A 15,839-nucleotide genomic window follows, 5' to 3' on the forward strand; every position below is an offset into this window, starting at 1 on the left:
CCTCCCGGTGGAGATGGGTTCGGCCGAGTTCGAGCAGAAGCGCAACGTTTCTGTCCGGCAGGCCGAACCATTCGTCCCACCCGACGCAACCTTTGTTTTGCCCTAGGTGTTGTCATGAACACTGCCAACGCAGCCGAAGCCGTCCGAATGCGAAATGTCAGCATGCGTTTCGGCGGTGTCCGGGCGCTTGACGACGTTCATCTCGACGTTAGCCCGGGCGAAGTGCACGCACTGCTCGGTGAGAACGGCGCCGGCAAGTCGACAATCCTGAAGATTCTGCGCGGCGTGCAACCGCCAAGCTCCGGCACGGTCGAGATCGGCGGCGTGCCGCTAGCCACCTTCACCGCCGAGGCAGCGCGCAATGCCGGTGTCGCTATGGCGTTCCAGGAAATGAGCCTGATTCCGACGCTGACGGTGGCGCAGAATGTCTTCCTCAACCGTGAGATCAGGACCAACTCCGGGCTCATCGACGACAGAACCGCGGCGGCCGAATCGCGAAAGCTTTTCGCGCGCATGGGCGTCGAGATCGACCCCAACGCCAAGGTCTCCGACATTCCGGCTGGACACCGACAGCTTACCGAGATCGTCAAGGCGACCTCGCAACCGTGCAAGGTGTTGGTGTTGGACGAGCCAACCACTGCGCTGTCGCAGAACGAAGTCGAGCGGCTGTTCGAATATGTGCGCCAGCTTCGCGGCCAGGGCGTCGCCATCGTTTATGTCTCGCACCGCATGGACGAGATCTTCCGCATAGCCGACCGCGCTACCATCTTGCGCGACGGCAAGCACATCATCACCGCGCCGATGTCGGAATTCACGCTGGAATCGATGATCGCCCATATCATCGGCCGACGCTCTCGCGGCTTCTCCGACGTGGTGCGTGAGACGGCGACTATCGGCGAAGTGCTGCTCGAAACACGCGGCCTTTCGGGCTCCGGCAAGCCGATCGGTATCGATCTGACGCTTCGCCGCGGTGAAGTGGTCGGCGTCGCTGGCCTGCTGGGCAGTGGCCGCTCGTCGCTGGCGCGCGTGCTGGCCGGGGTCCAGCCGATGACTAGTGGCGAGATCCGGATCAAAGGCAAGGCGGTTTCGATCGCCAAGCCGCGAGATGCCATCGACGCCGGCATTGCGCTGGTGCCGGAAGACCGCGCCCGTCAGGGGTTCGTCGCCTTCCATTCGGTGGAAAGCAACATCGACCTACCCAACCTTGATCGCCTTTCGACGAAGACATGGGTCGATCGCGCCAAGTCGGCGGCACTGGCGGAAAGCTCGATCCAGCGCCTGCGCATCAAAACCGACTCGCGCAAAGCGACCATCAGGACGCTGTCGGGCGGCAATGCGCAGAAGGTCGTCATCGCCAAATGGCTGGCGACCGAACCGGAGGTGCTGATCCTCGACGAACCAACCGCCGGCATCGACATCGGTTCGAAATCGGAGATCGTGACGCTGATCCGCAACCTCGCCAAATCCGGCAAGGCAATCCTGGTGCTGTCGTCGGAGTTGCAGGAACTGCTCGCCGCTTGCGATCGAATCCTGGTGATGTCGGAAGGCCGCATCGTGCGCGACATCGCCCGTCACGATCTCGACGACGCCGCCAAGGTAGACTCGATCGACAGTCTTCAGCACGCCGAACAGAAACTCAACAAATTCATGCAGGAAGCCCGCGGAGGAATTATCCAATGACCGACACGGCCGCATCAGCGAGCAAATTCTCGGCACTGGCCAACTGGCGTGAATACATCATCTATATCGGCTTCGTGGTTATCTTCCTCGTCTTTGCCGCTACGCTGGGCGACAGGGGCTTTCTCGACCCCAACAACCTGTTGAACATTATCCGTCAGACCGCGATCATCGCCGTGGTCTCGGTGACGATGACCTTTGTGCTCAGCACCGGCGAGATCGACCTGTCGGTCGGGGCAGTCGCAGGCCTCGCTTCCGTCGCCACTGCAATAGGCATCGACCAGTTCGGCATCCCCGGCGGCATCCTTTACGGCCTGGGCACCGGCGTCGTCGTCGGCGCCGTCAATGGCTGGCTGACCACCGGCATCGGAATTCCCTCGTTCCTCACCACGCTGGCCATGATGGGCATCGCACGCGGCGTCGCCATGTGGATCAGCGGCACGGCGGCGATCCCCATACTGAGCAAGCCCTACGCGGCGATCTTCGGCGCCGGTAACCTCGGCCCGATACCAAGCCTGTTGATTTGGGTGGCAATCATCGGCATCGCCGGCCACATCGTGCTTCGACGCACCACGTTCGGGCGGCGCGTGCTGGCCACCGGCGGCAACGAGACATCGGCACGCTACTCCGGGGTCAACACCGCCTCTATCAAGTTCCGCGTGTTGATGCTGTCGTCCGTGGCGGCCGCCTTTGCCGGCATGCTCTATGCGGGCCGTCTCCATTCCGGCCGCTTCCAGTTCGGCGAAGGCGACGAGCTTTCGGTGATCGCCGCGGCCGTGCTTGGCGGCACCAGCCTGTTCGGCGGTGCCGGCACGGTGGTCGGCTCTATCATGGGCGCGCTGATGATCGGCCTGATCAACAACGGCCTCGTGCTGATGGGACTGGAATTCAGCCAGCAGCTGATCGCCCGCGGCGCCATCATCATCATCGCAGTCGCCATCAGCCAAACGCGCAAGCGTTAGGCGGAGTGCGGAAGAACGCAGGCGGGCTTTGCCAGGCAGCAAGCTTGTGGCGCGCTGGCCGGACGTGTCGGCCCGAAAAGATAATTGCAGCAAGGGACATGCTATGTCTGACACCTTCTTCAATCCGCATCAGCGCGCCACGGTGGAGGCCGCTATGGCCCGCATAATTCCAACCGACGACACGCCGGGCGCACGCGAAGCCGGCTGCGTGGACTTCGTTGACCGCTATCTCTCCGGTATCGGCTACATCTTCGCCAAGCCCGACGGCTCAGGCTTCGAAGTTCTCGAAGGCGCATCGGCCAAGGCGTGGATGCAGCGCATCGAAATCATGCGCGAACGCTATGTCGCCGGACTGCTCGACCTCGATGCCCGTGCCCACGAGAGATTCTCGGCCGACTTCGTCGCGCTGGCGGCACAGCAGCAGGACGATATCCTCCACGAACTGGAGCAGGCCGGCACGGGTGCGCCGACGACGCTCGCCGTCAACGACGCGCTCGCTGGCCCGGTTTCGCCCCAACCCGCGCTGCAGCAGACCTCGACAGAGGTCGACCTCGATTTCCTGCCGCTGCTGGTCACCCACACGCGCCAGGGTTTTTATGCCGACCCCATCTATGGCGGCAACAGGAACCGGATCGGCTGGGAGGTAATCGGCTTTCCTGGCCCCGCCTCGCTGAAAGATGTCCACACGGGCCGCTACACCACGCTGCAGTATTTCGCCGAAGGCGAAGCCGATAAGGTCAGGGAGTTCCACGATGGCCTATAAGACTAAACCCGCGAGAACCGACGTCGTGATCATTGGCGCCGGCGCGTCCGGCGCCGCCGCAGCAAAGGTGCTTTGCGAAGCCGGTATCAAGGTCGTGGCCCTCGAAAAGGGGCCGTGGCGGAAGAAGGAAAGCTTTGGCGGTGACGAACTCGCCAACATCAATCGCTACAATCTTTGGCCGGACCCGATCCTCAATCCGCGCACGTGGCGCGAGACCGCCTCAGACGACGCGCGTTCCGAAATGTTCTGCCCGGTGCCGCAGATGGTTGGCGGCGGCACCGTCCACTGGCAGGGTTGGTTGCCGCGCTTCACCGAGAACGATTTCCGCCTGCGCACCGTGGCCGGCGACCTGCCGGGCACCAGCCTTGCCGACTGGCCGATCACCTACCGCGAGCTCGAGCCTTACTATCTCAAAGTTGAATGGGCATTTGGCGTGTCCGGCCAGCCCGGCGCCAACAAATTCGAGTCGCACCGCTCGGGCGGCTATCCGTGTCCGCCAATGCCGATGTCGCGCTATGCACAGAAGTTCATCAAGGGCTGCAACGCGCTTGGCTGGAACGCCTTCCCGACGCCGCAGGCCGCCTTGTCGCGCCCTTTCAACGGTCGCAAGGCGACGGTGGTTAGCGCTTTTGCACAGCAGCACGGAGACCCGACCGGAACGCGCTCGTCGGCGCTCAACGTCTTCATTCCGGACGCCGTTGCAACCGGCAATTTCGAGCTGCGGCCGGACTGCGTGGTTCGCGAACTCACTCTGGACAGCCAAGGCAACATCAAGGCAGCGATCTACCAGGACGCCGATGGCGACACGATAGAGCAGGAGGCCGATCTCTTCATCCTTGCCTGCGGCGCAATGGAAACCGCACGCCTGATGCTGCTGTCGAAGTCCGGACGCTTCCCGACCGGCGTTGCCAATGGCAGCGACATGGTCGGGCGCAACGTTACCTTTCACGAATACTCGGCTGCGGTCGGGACCTATGATGATCCGGTCTATGCCTGGGCCGGCGGCGGCTATGTCAGCGCTTCGACCTTTCAACATTACGAGCACGACGCATCGCGCGGCTTCGTCTCCGGCGGGCACATTGCGGTGGCGGGCGTCGGCATCCCGCTGCCGATCAACTGGCGCATGCCGGGCACGCCATCCTGGGGCGCTGAGGCCAAGAAGAACGACCGCGACCACTTCAGCCATTCGCTGGCGATTGCCATGGTGCTGCATGACATGCCCCAGCACGACAATCGCATAGACCTCGACGAAACGGTGGTCGACGCCTGGGGGCTGCCGGTCGCGCGCGTGACACTGAAGCCGCACCAGAACGATCTCGACCAAGGACGCTACCTGATCGATCGCGGTGCCGACATTCTGGAGGCCAGTGGCGCTTTGACCATCCGCAAGGTCTATGCCGACCGCGTCACCGGCAATTGCTCGCACCAGCACGGCACGGCACGTATGGGCGATGACGCGGCAACGTCGGTGCTCAACAGATGGTGCCGGGCGCACGAAGTCGAGAACCTCTACGCAGTGGACGGATCGCCTTTCCCGACAGGCACAGGCGCCAACCCCACGCTGACCATCATGGCCAATGCCTGGCGCGTCGCCGACAAGATCATCGCCGAACGGGGCGCGGCTGCGTGATGGCCTGCTGGAGGCCGCCAAAGTCTGCCCCCAGCCACGTCTCCGGTCGACCCCAGCAATGGAGAGCGCCATGAGCGGCAACCGTTTCGCTGGAAGGCGTGGCCGCATCCGTCTGGGGATGGTAGGCGGCGGCGAAGGAGCCTTCATCGGCGCGGTGCACCGCATCGCCGCCCGCCTCGACGACCGCTACGACCTGGTCGCGGGAGCGTTGTCCTCGGACGCGGGGCGCGCGGCACGATCCGCTGCGCTGCTCGGCCTCGACGCGACCCGCAGCTATGCCGATTTCACTGACATGGTGCGCAGCGAAACCGTCCGCCACGACGGCATCGAAGCGGTTTCCATTGTCACCCCGAACCACATGCACGCGCCGGCCATCCGCGCCTTTCTGGACGCCGGCATCCATGTCATTTGTGACAAGCCGCTGACGACGACGCTGGCCGAGGCACTGTCGCTACGGGAGGCCGCGCGGGTTTCTGGGCTGGTCGTGGCGCTGACCCATACCTATACCGGTTATCCGATGCTCCGGCAGGCCCGTGCCATGGTCCGCAACGGCGACCTGGGCGAGATCCGCATCGTCCAGGTCGAATACGCGCAGGACTGGCTGGCGACGAAACTCGAGGACGGCGGCAACAAGCAGGCCGAGTGGCGCTCGGATCCAGCACGCTCGGGCGCGGGCGGCTCAATTGGCGACGTTGGCACCCATGCTTTCAATCTTGCAGGTTTCGTTACCGGGCTCGAGCCTGACGCATTATGTGCCGAGCTTACCACCTTCGTGGCGGGACGGCGGCTTGACGACAACGCCCAGATAATGCTGCGCTATGAAAACGGCGCGCGTGGCAGTCTCTGGTGCAGCCAGGTCGCCATCGGCAACGAGAATGAGGTCAGTCTTCGCGTCTATGGCTCGAAGGGATCGTTGGAATGGACGCAGCGCGACGCGAACCAGCTGGTCTGGTCATCGCTCGACCAGAACCGGCAAATCATTACCCGCAACGGCGCCGGCGCAGATGAATCAAACAGACGTGCCTCGCGCGTTCCGGCTGGCCATCCTGAAGGTTACCTTGAAGCTTTCGCCACCTTGTATCGTGAAGTCGCCGAGGCGATCGTCGCCATGCGCCCGGGCAGGTCGCTTGCGCCCGAAACGCTGTTCCCAACCGTCGACGATGGCGTCAAGGGCCTGGCTTTCATCGACGCCGCTATTCGTTCGTCGATTGCAGGAGGCGTCTGGACAAGATTGTGATGAGTGCCCTGCGCATCACGGTCAATCAGCGCCATGCTGTAAGAACGAACTGGCCTCCACCGGCTTTCAATCTTCAGAAGCCCAGATCACTATGTCCGGTTCGGGATTGGGCAGATCGTCCTGACTATGACCGACTTGAGGCACATTGCGGTTTGGAGGCGTCGGGGCCGTAAGCGGACCGGCAGCGTTGGGACCGATCGTCAGGTAGGGGGCCTGCCAGTTTGTGGCTGCCAAGAAGCCGCGGCGCGTTCCAGCGAAAGGAACGGTAGTGCAATTGCTTGGGCCGCAACGTCGATCGCCATGCCGTCCTTGCCCCACTTCAGCACCAGCTCGGTGCCGGCCTACGCTGCACCGCGCCACAGATGGCCAAAGCCGATCATCTTGCGGTCGAGGGTGACCACGCGACGCTGATGGCATGCCGGACTTCCTTGCCATTGGACGTGCTTCGACTGGGGTACTGCGCTTCCGGGGCCCTGCCATCGATAGCCTGATACTAATCGATGCCGAGCCCAGCAAGCCGGCGACGGTCGCTGATGTTTCAAAATGCGCTGCGACGTCGCCTTGCCGACGAAACTGCCCTTTCGCGAAATGTGCCGCGAAGGAGCATGTTGTTATCTGAGGGACCAATCGCGAGGAGTCCTTGACCGGCGTTCGTGCCGGAGGACAGCGGGGCGCTCGCCTCGGATTAAGGGATATTACGATACGGGAAGTCCCCGAATTTCCTTTGTAAAGATTATTGCCGATCGTGATGCTTCTTTGAGGGTCGCAGGGCCAAGCAAAAAGGGACTCGCGTAATGCTTGAGCACCAAAATTCGGAATACACTGGACAGTCACTCGCTTGGCGGGACCAGCAGCAGAGCGACGCTGGCGAGCCGGAGGCGCTTCCTTCCATCGCCCGCGTACGGAGATTTGGGCGCGAGCAGGAAATCTACAGTCAGGAAGATAGGAGCGACACCTGGTACCGCATCGTGTCTGGAGCGGCCCGAAAATATATCATACACGCCAACGGGCGCAGGCAAATCGTCGAGATCCACCTGCCGGGCGACTTCTTCGGTTTCACCCCCCACAACCGTCATCGGTTCGGGGTCCAGTCCGTAATCGACGGAACATCAATAGAGTGCTATCCGCGCCAGCGTCTCGAGGCGCTTGCCGATGCGAATCCCGCTCTAGCGCGTGAGCTTCGGATGCGCAGCTTCGAAGCAATCGAGAGGCTCCAGGAGCAGATGCTGATCGTCGGCACGATGACCGCCAAGGAAAAGGTGCGCGCCTTTCTCATCTATTTCTGCGAACGGATTTCCAAGGCCCAGAACGAAGGGGTTGCGCTTCCGATCTCGCGCTACGACATGGCGGATCTGCTTGGAATCTCCGTCGAAACGGTGTGTCGTGTTTTTACGGAGCTACAGCAGCGTGGTGCCATTTCCTTGCAAGGCCCGAGGCGGGTGAGACTGACCCGGCGCGTCGATCGGTGATCAGTTGTTCTGCTGCCGATAAAACGGTATGTTAACGCTATTCTTCGCCTCGGAACCGGGCCAGCACCAGAAGGGTCACTGCCTGCGGCCAGACTACGCACGCGCAGCCGGCGCATCATGTGAGCGGTGGACTTCGACCATACGCACGCTGATACGAGGTCTTAGGCGATCCGTTTTGGGATGGCGGTGGCAAGCGGCTGTTCGAACGTCGCGCTCGCGCGGGCTCAGCGCTGCGATCTGCGCCGAAGCCTTTCCCATCTCGCTATTTGCCAATCTTTGCATCGGCCGCTCCGCGTAGCCGCGAACAGAGCAACCCCGGTGGACCGGCGACCGTCCATCCGAAGGTTTTCCGCTTATCGCCGAAGTCCCAGGAGTCCCTCGATAGATTTGGGACAATTTTCCATAAGCAAAATGACGACCGTCAAAGCGCGCCGCGCGCTGCTGCCGTAATCTCGTTCGCTAGTTTTACTCGGCAGTCCGCCGATTGATTGGGAGACGCCGCCATGGATCCAAACGACAATGTCATCGCACAACACAAGGTCCGGGAGGTGGCAGCGGTCTTCCAGAGCCAGGAAACACTGGAAAACGCAATCGAGGCATTGCTCCAAGCCGGGTTCGACCGCGGTGATATCGACGTCATGGGCGATATCGAAACCGTTCGGAAGCGACTGGGCTCAGTTTATGTGCCGTCTGACGAAATCGCCGACGTTCCAGGAACGCCGCGGCGCGCCTATATCGCCCGCGACGATATCACGACCGCGACCGCCGGCGTCGCCGGCATTCTGTTCTATCTGGGCGCTGCAAGCGCCGCTATGAGCGTGATCGCCTCGGGGGGCAGCCTGGCGCTCGTCGCCGCTGCAGCAGTCGCAGCCGGGACCGTCGGCGCGGGATTCGGCGCGACGGCCATACACCTGCTTGGAAGGAAGCAGGCCGAAGACTTGGAACTGCAGCTTATGTCAGGCGGCATCGTCCTGTGGGTGCGCGTGCGCAACCCCGAAAGAGAGACCGAAGCACAGGACATACTGGCAAAGTTCGGTGGCGAGGGAATCCGCGTGCACGAAATTGAAATCGACAAGCGGCTGGACGACCTGCCGCTCTCGAAATTCAAACCCGACCCGTGGCTCGCCGGCGAACCGTTGGCGCACACCGAGCAAAACCGCATCCGAAACTGACGATCGTCAAGGCCGACATCCGTCACGACTGGCACTGCGGCGCTGACGACATCGCAGCCGCGCAACTTGCTATCGATCGCCACATCGAAGAGCGCGCTGTCTCGCAGACGATTGCGAGCGCGGGCATGCTGAAGCGCACCACCTTCCAGGCGGGCATGAGGTCGAGCGCGCGCCCAAGCCACGGCAAGGTGGCAGCGCTGGCCAAGGTTGCCACAATGTCAAGCAGGCCGAATCCTCCTCCTAACAGATGGAAGGAACTACGAAGTTCGTTTCCCGACAGACCGATAAAAACGTCTGCCCGAAAGACGAGAACAGCGTCAGCAGAAACCGGCAGCGATCCAGCGGGCGTTCTCACATGACCAGGCCACCTTCCTGCTCGAAAATAGGGCGGTGAGCTGCTGCCAGCTGGATTGAACTTCTGCTCGCTTCCTGACGGTCACGTGTTCGTGATGGCGTAACTATATGGCCACAATCTCCGAATTCAAAAAAGGGCGATTGTGCCCAAAACGGGAGTAAGTGAATGAACTCGATCAAGCTCGTTGCCATTATCGGCCTCATCGGTCTTTCCACCTCGCAAGCTCTTGCCGAAGACACGATGGGCAAAATGTCGATGATGAAGGGCGGAGAAGTGACGGCAATCATGCCCGATGGCCACATGGGAACAATGATGCCGGATGCGAAGATGAGCGCCGAAATGATGAAGATGGCCAAGCCAATCAAGCATTGCATGATGATGATGACCGACGCCAAGGGCAAAGCCTACATGATCGATACGTCCACCAAGAAGGCTCAAGCCGAATGTGAAAAAATGGCGATGTAACGAGGTGTTACGCAAAACCCGCCGGTGCATGCCGGCGGGTTTTCATCACCAAGGTCCGACCACTTCAAAAGGCATCCCTGGCCAGCGTCTTTTGAAGCATGGATCGCAATCATGGCTGGGTTTTCTCCGTTTGCCCTCGCGCACGGGTCCCACAGTAACGGACACACGCAACCGCTCATGCAGAGGCTCAAGACCAAGGGCCAATGCCGGCCCGGGCGCCGAATGGCCTCTACTTGCCTGTTCTTGGCAGGGCGTTGCATTTTTTCAAGGACGACGAGCGGTCCGACCTTGGCAGCTAAACTTTGGCCCCCTGCTGTTGAAACCATTCAGAATTTGTTTCCGCCACTTTTGCGTAATTCCCATCAAGGTGATGGCCGGAGGTTTTGACCACCTCCGCGCCTGTTGCGGAAAGCGCATTGCAAAAATGAATCAGGCTCCTGTTTGCCATAGAAACATTGCGCCGCCCTTGGCGGCACATGGCTCAACGCGGCGGGCTCTACGCATTGCTCAATAGCGATCTGATCCTATGAACAACGTGCTGCTCATCGTAAGGCTTGGCCACAAATGGACGCCGCGCGTCGACAATAGCTTCTGTTTCAACGGCGATGGCATAAGCCGACGTAAGGATCAAAGGAATGCCGGGCTTATTGACCCGCAGCCAATGCGACAGTCCAAAACCATCCATGTCACCGGGCATCTGCACGTCGGAAAAAACGAGATCCACCTGGACCACGCCGCTCTGCACGATCTCGAGAGCCTCCACAGCGCTATTGGCCTCGACGACACGGAACCCCTGCACTCGAAGATAGTCGGCGATGTTCAACCGGATGACAGGCTCATCCTCCACGATCAAGATTGTCTCATTCGCGCCAGTTTGATCTTGCATAAGGCCCCTTCCCTCCGAACGCCCTGACAGCTTGCTGGCATGGGCAGTTGCGCAGACCGCAATTTTCGGACAGGCATGACCAATCAGAACAAGATGCTGAGCCGCTCGATTACCGAACGTAGGCCTGATATACATCACGAGATGACATAAAAGTGAAGGGCTTAAGAGAGTGTCGAAAACAGACGCAGTTGGTGCTGCGTCTCCGGTTTCCGGAGACGGTCCGGCCAAGGTTGCCTTGTCGCCTCGAAATGCCAAGGGTTCGCCGGGCATGAGAGAGCCAGATGTGGCAAGTCCGCTGGACGAAGACGCCTACAAGGGGTTGGCAGGGTTCCGATTTGCATTGCGTCGGTTTCTGGCCTTTAGCGAGGTGGCAGCATCAGCGGTCGGCATTACATCCCAACAATATCAGGCCTTGCTCGCGATCAAGGTCCATCCCGACCAAGCCATGATGATCAAGGATCTTGCTCATCAGCTTTTGCTCCAACCAAATGGGGCGGTGCAACTCGTGGACAGGCTTGTCGAAGCAGGTCTGGCCGAACGCCGACCGTCCCCTTCCGATCGTCGCAGCGTGCTTGTCGCCATGACTCTCCAAGGCGCTGTGCTGCTGGAAAGTCTTGCCGCCGATCACCTGCGCGAAATGCTCAAACACGAACCGCTTCTGGCGGAATCTCTGCGGCGGCTGAGAAACATGGGACGATCATGAGCTATCGAGGAAGCCGCCGCGAATGCGGATCCTGTGATCCGCACATACCAATCAACACACTCATACCGCAGCTTCCAATATCTCGGTCGTCGACGTCCGAACGTCAGCTCCGCGCTCCGCTCGCTTAAGAATTCCGCCCGACACAGTGCGACTAGTCATCATACAATGATCCAGTTTTTGTATGTTGACATTATTTGTTGTCAACCCTACCGGTAGCAACCCTGGGAGGACTATCGTGGCACTGACCAATGCGGATTTGCTGTTTCCCGCCGAGCCTCAGACCCGCTCGATTGCCCGCGATCTCTATGCCGGCGTCAAGGACCTGCCGATCGTCAGCCCGCACGGCCACACCGATCCTCGTTGGTATGCGCTGAACGAGCCGTTCCCCGATCCGGCGCAATTGCTCATCGTGCCCGATCACTACATTTTCCGCATGCTGTTCAGCCAAGGCATCCGCCTCGAGGACCTCGGTGTGGCGACGCTGGACGGCGCGCCGGTGGAGACCGACGGCCGAATGATCTGGCGGCGTTTCGCCGAGCACTATTACCTGTTTCGCGGCACGCCTACCCGGTTGTGGTTCGACCATGTGCTCGCCGATCTGTTCGGCATCGACGAACCGCTGAACGCCACCACCGCCGACCGTCACTACGACACGATCGCGACGCTGCTGCAGTGGGAGAATTTCCGGCCCCGCGCGCTCTTCGAACGTTTCAACATCGAGGTCATCGCGACGACGGAAGGCGCGCTCGACGATCTCAAATGGCACAAGATGATCCGCGACAGCGGCTGGGAAGGCCGTGTCATCACCGCCTATCGGCCGGACGCGGTTGTCGATCCCGATTTCGAAGGTTTTTCGGCCAATCTCGATCGGCTGGGCGAGATCACCGGCTGCAACACCGGCAGTTGGGCCGGCTATCTCGACGCGCATCGCCAGCGGCGCGCCTTCTTCAAGAGTTTTGGCGCGACCTCGTCCGACCATGGCCATCCGACGGCGGACACCGCCAATCTCTCGGATGCGGCGGCAGAAGAGCTGTTCAGCCGCATCCGTCGAGGCTCGGACGATGAACGCGAGCGCAAACTGTTTCGCGCCCAGATGCTGACCGAGATGGCCAAGATGAGCCGGGACGACGGGCTGGTGATGCAGATCCATCCTGGCTCCTGGCGCAATCATTCGCCTGCCATTTTCCAGAAGTTCGGCCGCGACAAGGGTTTCGATATCCCAACGCGAACCGACTATGTGACGGCGCTGAAGCCGTTGCTCGACTGCGTCGGCCTGGAACGGGATTTGACGATCATCCTCTTCACGCTGGACGAGACCAGCTATGCGCGCGAACTGGCGCCGCTGGCCGGCACTTACCCAGCACTGAAGCTCGGACCGGCCTGGTGGTTCCACGACAGCCCGGAAGGCATGCGCCGCTATCGCGAGATGACCACCGAGACGGCCGGCTTCTACAACACCGTTGGCTTCAGCGACGACACCCGCGCCTTTCCATCGATACCAGCGCGTCACGACGTGGCGCGGCGGGTCGATTGCGCCTTCCTGGCGCGTCTCGTCGCCGAGCATCGGCTGCGCGAGGACGAGGCGCACGAGCTGGCCAGGGAGCTTGCCTACACGCTTGCCAAGAAGGCGTACCGGCTCTGAGCCGGGCGCCTTGATTTTAAAGGGAGGAAGTCATGTTGCATTTTTCGAAATTGATGGCAGCCACGTTCGCGTTCGGTGCACTGATGATCGGCGTCGCCAACGCGCAAACCGTGCTTCGGTCTTCAGATACGCATCCGGACGGCTATCCGACGGTTGAAGCGGTCAAATACATGGGCGACTTGATAAAGCAGCGCACGAATGGGCGCTATTCGGTGGAGGTCTACCACTCGGCGCAGCTGGGCGAGGAAAAGGACACGATCGAGCAGACCCAATCCGGTGTCATTGACCTCGACCGTGTTTCAATGGGGCCATTCAACGGCATCGTCCCGGAGACGGCGGTGCCGTCGCTGCCTTACATCTTCCGCTCGGTCGAACACATGCGTCATGTGATGGATGGCCCGATCGGCGATCAGATCCTGAAGGCCTTCGAAGCGCATAACCTGGTCGGCCTCGCCTTCTACGATTCTGGTGCCCGTTCCTTCTACAACACCAAGAAGGACATCACCTCGATGGCCGACATGAAGGGTATGAAGTTCCGCGTCATCCAGTCCGACGTGTTCGTCGACATGGTCAATGCGCTCGGCGCCAACGCCACGCCGATGGCCTATGGCGAGGTCTATTCGGCTTTGCAGACAGGCGTCATCGACGGTGCCGAGAACAACTGGCCGAGCTTCGAGTCCGCCAAGCACTATGAGGTTGCCAAGCATTACACGATGGACGAGCACCAGATCGTTCCGGAAGTGCTGGTGATGTCAAAATCGAGCTGGGACAAGCTCACGCCGGAAGACCAGGCGATCGTGCGGCAAGCGGCCAAGGATAGCGTCGTCAAGATGCGCGAGTTGTGGGACGCGCAGGAGAAGAAGTCGCGCGACATCGTCGAAGCTGCCGGCGTAAAGGTCAGCGAGATCGACAAGCAGCCGCTGATCGATGCCATGAAGCCGGTCTACGACAAGTATCTGTCGACGCCTGAACTCAAGGACCTCGCCGCCAAAATCCAGGCAACCAAGTAATCCGCGACAGCGGTGGCGCGATCATCCACGCCACCGCCCTGGGGAAGACGCGCATGAAACCATTCTGGCTGGCAATAGAGCGACTGTTGTCACGGCTTGCAAGGCTTGCGTTGTGGGTCAGCGGCGCCGGGCTGACACTGATGACGATTATCATCTTCTGGCAGGTGTTTTCCCGCTACATCCTCAACCGCTCGCCGAGTTGGACCGAATCTTTCTCGGTGCTCTTGATGGGGTGGTTCATCTTCCTCGGCGCGGCGGTCGGCGTTCGCGAGCGCACCCATCTGGGCTTCGACGTCCTGCTCTATTTCCTGCCCCCAGCCGCCAAGGCTGTGCTGCGAAGCATTTCGGACGTCGTCGTGCTCGCCTTCGGCGCAGGGATGATCGTCTACGGAATCCAGCTCACGAGGCTGACCTGGAACACTGTGATGCCATCTCTCGCACTCCCGGGCGGCGTGAGTTTCCTGCCTGTTATTTTAGGAGGCGCGCTGGTCTGCCTGTTTTCGCTCGAGCGGTTAGCCGGGCGATTTGCCGGCCTGCCCGTGGACGCCGATCAGTACGCCACGGGCGAGGAGGATCTGTGATGGCGCTGACGGTTCTGTTCGGCACCTTCGTCTTCCTCCTCATCATCGGCACCCCGATCGCGTTTTGCCTCGGCGTTGCCAGCTTCGCGACGGTTCTGGTCCTAGGCCTGCCACCGCTGGTGGTGTTCCAGCGCCTCAATTCCGGCGTCAGCGTCTTTTCACTGATGGCCATTCCATTCTTCATCTTTGCCGGCGACCTGATGGTGCGCGGCGGCATTGCTGCCAGGCTGGTGGCGTTGGCCGGCTCGCTGGTCGGCCACCTGCGCGGCGGGCTGGGCCAGGTCAATATCGCCGCGTCGACCCTTTTCGGCGGTATTTCAGGATCGGCGGTAGCAGATGCCTCTGCGGTCGGAGGTCTGATGATCCCTCAGATGAAGGCACGCGGCTACGGGGTTGATTATGCAGTCAATATAACTTCGGTGGGCGCCATCATTGCGCTCCTGATCCCGCCTTCGCACAACATGATCATCTATTCGATTTCGGCCGGCGGACGGATTTCAATCGCCGACCTATTCACCGCAGGGATCATACCGGGCCTGCTGCTGGCACTATCGCTGATGATCACAGCCTATTGGGTTGCCAGCCGCCGCGGCTATCCGACGGAGCCCTTCGCCGGCTTTGGGCGGGCGCTGCAATTGCTTGTCGCCGCCATTCCCGGCCTCATCCTGATCGGCATCATTTTCGGCGGCGTCCGCTCAGGCATCTTCACCGCCACGGAAAGCTCCTGCATCGCCATTGTCTACGCCTTCCTGGTGACACTGTTGGTCTATCGTTCAATGGGCTGGAGTGATTTTGTCGCCGCCACAAACGCGGCCGTGCGCACCACAGCTATGGTGCTGATGATCATCGGCTGCGCGGCTGCTTTTGGCTGGCTGCTGGCCTATCTCAGGGTCCCCGCGGCCCTTGTCGCGTTCCTGCAGTCGGTCTCCGACAACAAGCTGGTTATCCTGCTGTTGATCAACATCGTCCTGCTCATTCTTGGCACGTTCATGGACATGTCGCCGTTGATCATCATCACCACGCCGATCTTCCTGCCCGTGGTCATGGCCTATGGCGTCGACCCCGTACACTTTGGTGTCATCCTGATCCTTAATCTCGGCATCGGCCTGTGCACGCCACCGGTCGGTGCGGTGCTGTTCGTCAGCTGCGCAATCGCCCGCATCCCGATCTGGACGGCGATGCGCTCTATATGGCCATTCTACGGAGCGGCCTTTGTCGTGTTGATGCTTGTCACCTACGTACCGGAAATCTCATTGTGGCTGCCGAGCCTCTTCCACTAGGAGTTTG

Annotated in this window: 14 protein-coding genes; 13 read left to right on the top strand and 1 reads right to left on the bottom strand. The window is 61.0% G+C overall.

The features are described from left to right. The first annotated feature begins 147 nt into the window (after nucleotides 1-147). The 8 genes from AC1DPX_RS34605 to AC1DPX_RS34640 all read left to right on the top strand — a co-directional run bounded on the left by AC1DPX_RS34605 (nucleotide 148) and on the right by AC1DPX_RS34640 (nucleotide 9,730). A complete protein-coding gene (locus tag AC1DPX_RS34605) occupies nucleotides 148-1,680 on the top strand; it encodes a sugar ABC transporter ATP-binding protein (RefSeq protein WP_244730765.1) in 1,533 nt (510 codons plus the stop codon). After that, the gene (locus tag AC1DPX_RS34610) at nucleotides 1,677-2,639 is read left to right on the top strand and encodes an ABC transporter permease (RefSeq protein ID WP_477242465.1); all 963 of its coding nucleotides are present in this window, start codon (nucleotides 1,677-1,679) and stop codon (nucleotides 2,637-2,639) included. Before AC1DPX_RS34605 ends, AC1DPX_RS34610 begins: the two co-directional genes overlap by 4 nt. A 103-nt stretch (nucleotides 2,640-2,742) precedes the next feature. Beyond that, nucleotides 2,743-3,402, top strand: a complete 660-nt coding sequence (locus AC1DPX_RS34615) for a gluconate 2-dehydrogenase subunit 3 family protein (RefSeq protein WP_202358447.1) — start codon at nucleotides 2,743-2,745, stop codon at nucleotides 3,400-3,402. Continuing rightward, nucleotides 3,392-5,032, top strand: a complete 1,641-nt coding sequence (locus AC1DPX_RS34620; protein ID WP_477242467.1) for a GMC family oxidoreductase — start codon at nucleotides 3,392-3,394, stop codon at nucleotides 5,030-5,032. The genes AC1DPX_RS34615 and AC1DPX_RS34620 overlap by 11 nt, the downstream gene beginning before the upstream one ends. Before the next feature lie 70 nt (nucleotides 5,033-5,102). Further along, nucleotides 5,103-6,269 (top strand): Gfo/Idh/MocA family protein, encoded by a 1,167-nt coding sequence (locus AC1DPX_RS34625; protein ID WP_477242469.1) that lies wholly within the window; start codon nucleotides 5,103-5,105, stop codon nucleotides 6,267-6,269. A 794-nt stretch (nucleotides 6,270-7,063) separates the two neighbouring features. Beyond that, nucleotides 7,064-7,738, top strand: a complete 675-nt coding sequence (locus tag AC1DPX_RS34630; RefSeq protein ID WP_477242471.1) for a helix-turn-helix domain-containing protein — start codon at nucleotides 7,064-7,066, stop codon at nucleotides 7,736-7,738. Between the two features lie 503 nt (nucleotides 7,739-8,241). Further along, nucleotides 8,242-8,910, top strand: coding sequence for a hypothetical protein (locus AC1DPX_RS34635; RefSeq protein WP_477242473.1), 669 nt, complete (start codon nucleotides 8,242-8,244; stop codon nucleotides 8,908-8,910). 520 nt (nucleotides 8,911-9,430) lie between these two features. Further along, the gene (locus tag AC1DPX_RS34640) at nucleotides 9,431-9,730 is read left to right on the top strand and encodes a hypothetical protein (protein WP_477242475.1); all 300 of its coding nucleotides are present in this window, start codon (nucleotides 9,431-9,433) and stop codon (nucleotides 9,728-9,730) included. Between the two features lie 496 nt (nucleotides 9,731-10,226). Here AC1DPX_RS34640 and AC1DPX_RS34645 read toward each other — a convergent pair whose 3' ends face one another. Then, nucleotides 10,227-10,577 carry a response regulator gene (locus AC1DPX_RS34645; protein WP_477242509.1) on the bottom strand — a complete coding sequence of 117 codons (351 nt, stop codon included), beginning with the start codon at nucleotides 10,575-10,577 and terminating at the stop codon, nucleotides 10,227-10,229. Nucleotides 10,578-10,884: 307 nt separating this feature from the next. Between AC1DPX_RS34645 and AC1DPX_RS34650 the strand changes: the two genes are divergently transcribed. From AC1DPX_RS34650 to AC1DPX_RS34670, 5 genes are all read left to right on the top strand, one after another. Next, nucleotides 10,885-11,319: a MarR family winged helix-turn-helix transcriptional regulator gene (locus tag AC1DPX_RS34650; protein ID WP_477242477.1), complete on the top strand. Its 435-nt coding sequence runs from the start codon at nucleotides 10,885-10,887 to the stop codon at nucleotides 11,317-11,319. A gap of 181 nt (nucleotides 11,320-11,500) precedes the next feature. Next, complete coding sequence (gene uxaC / locus AC1DPX_RS34655) at nucleotides 11,501-12,961, top strand: glucuronate isomerase (RefSeq protein WP_477242479.1); 1,461 nt, start codon at nucleotides 11,501-11,503, stop codon at nucleotides 12,959-12,961. A 32-nt stretch (nucleotides 12,962-12,993) separates the two neighbouring features. Further along, complete coding sequence (locus AC1DPX_RS34660) at nucleotides 12,994-13,971, top strand: TRAP transporter substrate-binding protein (protein WP_477242481.1); 978 nt, start codon at nucleotides 12,994-12,996, stop codon at nucleotides 13,969-13,971. Between the two features lie 53 nt (nucleotides 13,972-14,024). Then, on the top strand, nucleotides 14,025-14,552 hold the full coding sequence (locus AC1DPX_RS34665) for a TRAP transporter small permease (protein WP_477242483.1): 528 nt from the start codon (nucleotides 14,025-14,027) through the stop codon (nucleotides 14,550-14,552). After that, nucleotides 14,552-15,832, top strand: a complete 1,281-nt coding sequence (locus AC1DPX_RS34670) for a TRAP transporter large permease (RefSeq protein WP_477242485.1) — start codon at nucleotides 14,552-14,554, stop codon at nucleotides 15,830-15,832. The genes AC1DPX_RS34665 and AC1DPX_RS34670 overlap by 1 nt, the downstream gene beginning before the upstream one ends. The last annotated feature ends 7 nt before the right edge of the window (nucleotides 15,833-15,839 follow it).

This window comes from Mesorhizobium sp. 01N446 (assembly GCF_056399285.1).

What these genes read in the sequence shown, in the direction of transcription:
- AC1DPX_RS34650 (WP_477242477.1), top strand. Translation starts at nt 10,885, where the DNA reads ATGAGAGAGCCAGATGTGGCAAGTCCGCTGGACGAAGACGCCTACAAG.
- AC1DPX_RS34640 (WP_477242475.1), top strand. Translation starts at nt 9,431, where the DNA reads ATGAACTCGATCAAGCTCGTTGCCATTATCGGCCTCATCGGTCTTTCC.
- AC1DPX_RS34630 (WP_477242471.1), top strand. Translation starts at nt 7,064, where the DNA reads ATGCTTGAGCACCAAAATTCGGAATACACTGGACAGTCACTCGCTTGG.
- AC1DPX_RS34625 (WP_477242469.1), top strand. Translation starts at nt 5,103, where the DNA reads ATGAGCGGCAACCGTTTCGCTGGAAGGCGTGGCCGCATCCGTCTGGGG.
- AC1DPX_RS34635 (WP_477242473.1), top strand. Translation starts at nt 8,242, where the DNA reads ATGGATCCAAACGACAATGTCATCGCACAACACAAGGTCCGGGAGGTG.
- AC1DPX_RS34620 (WP_477242467.1), top strand. Translation starts at nt 3,392, where the DNA reads ATGGCCTATAAGACTAAACCCGCGAGAACCGACGTCGTGATCATTGGC.
- AC1DPX_RS34660 (WP_477242481.1), top strand. Translation starts at nt 12,994, where the DNA reads ATGTTGCATTTTTCGAAATTGATGGCAGCCACGTTCGCGTTCGGTGCA.
- AC1DPX_RS34615 (WP_202358447.1), top strand. Translation starts at nt 2,743, where the DNA reads ATGTCTGACACCTTCTTCAATCCGCATCAGCGCGCCACGGTGGAGGCC.
- AC1DPX_RS34610 (WP_477242465.1), top strand. Translation starts at nt 1,677, where the DNA reads ATGACCGACACGGCCGCATCAGCGAGCAAATTCTCGGCACTGGCCAAC.
- uxaC (WP_477242479.1), top strand. Translation starts at nt 11,501, where the DNA reads ATGTTGACATTATTTGTTGTCAACCCTACCGGTAGCAACCCTGGGAGG.
- AC1DPX_RS34665 (WP_477242483.1), top strand. Translation starts at nt 14,025, where the DNA reads ATGAAACCATTCTGGCTGGCAATAGAGCGACTGTTGTCACGGCTTGCA.
- AC1DPX_RS34605 (WP_244730765.1), top strand. Translation starts at nt 148, where the DNA reads ATGCGAAATGTCAGCATGCGTTTCGGCGGTGTCCGGGCGCTTGACGAC.
- AC1DPX_RS34670 (WP_477242485.1), top strand. Translation starts at nt 14,552, where the DNA reads ATGGCGCTGACGGTTCTGTTCGGCACCTTCGTCTTCCTCCTCATCATC.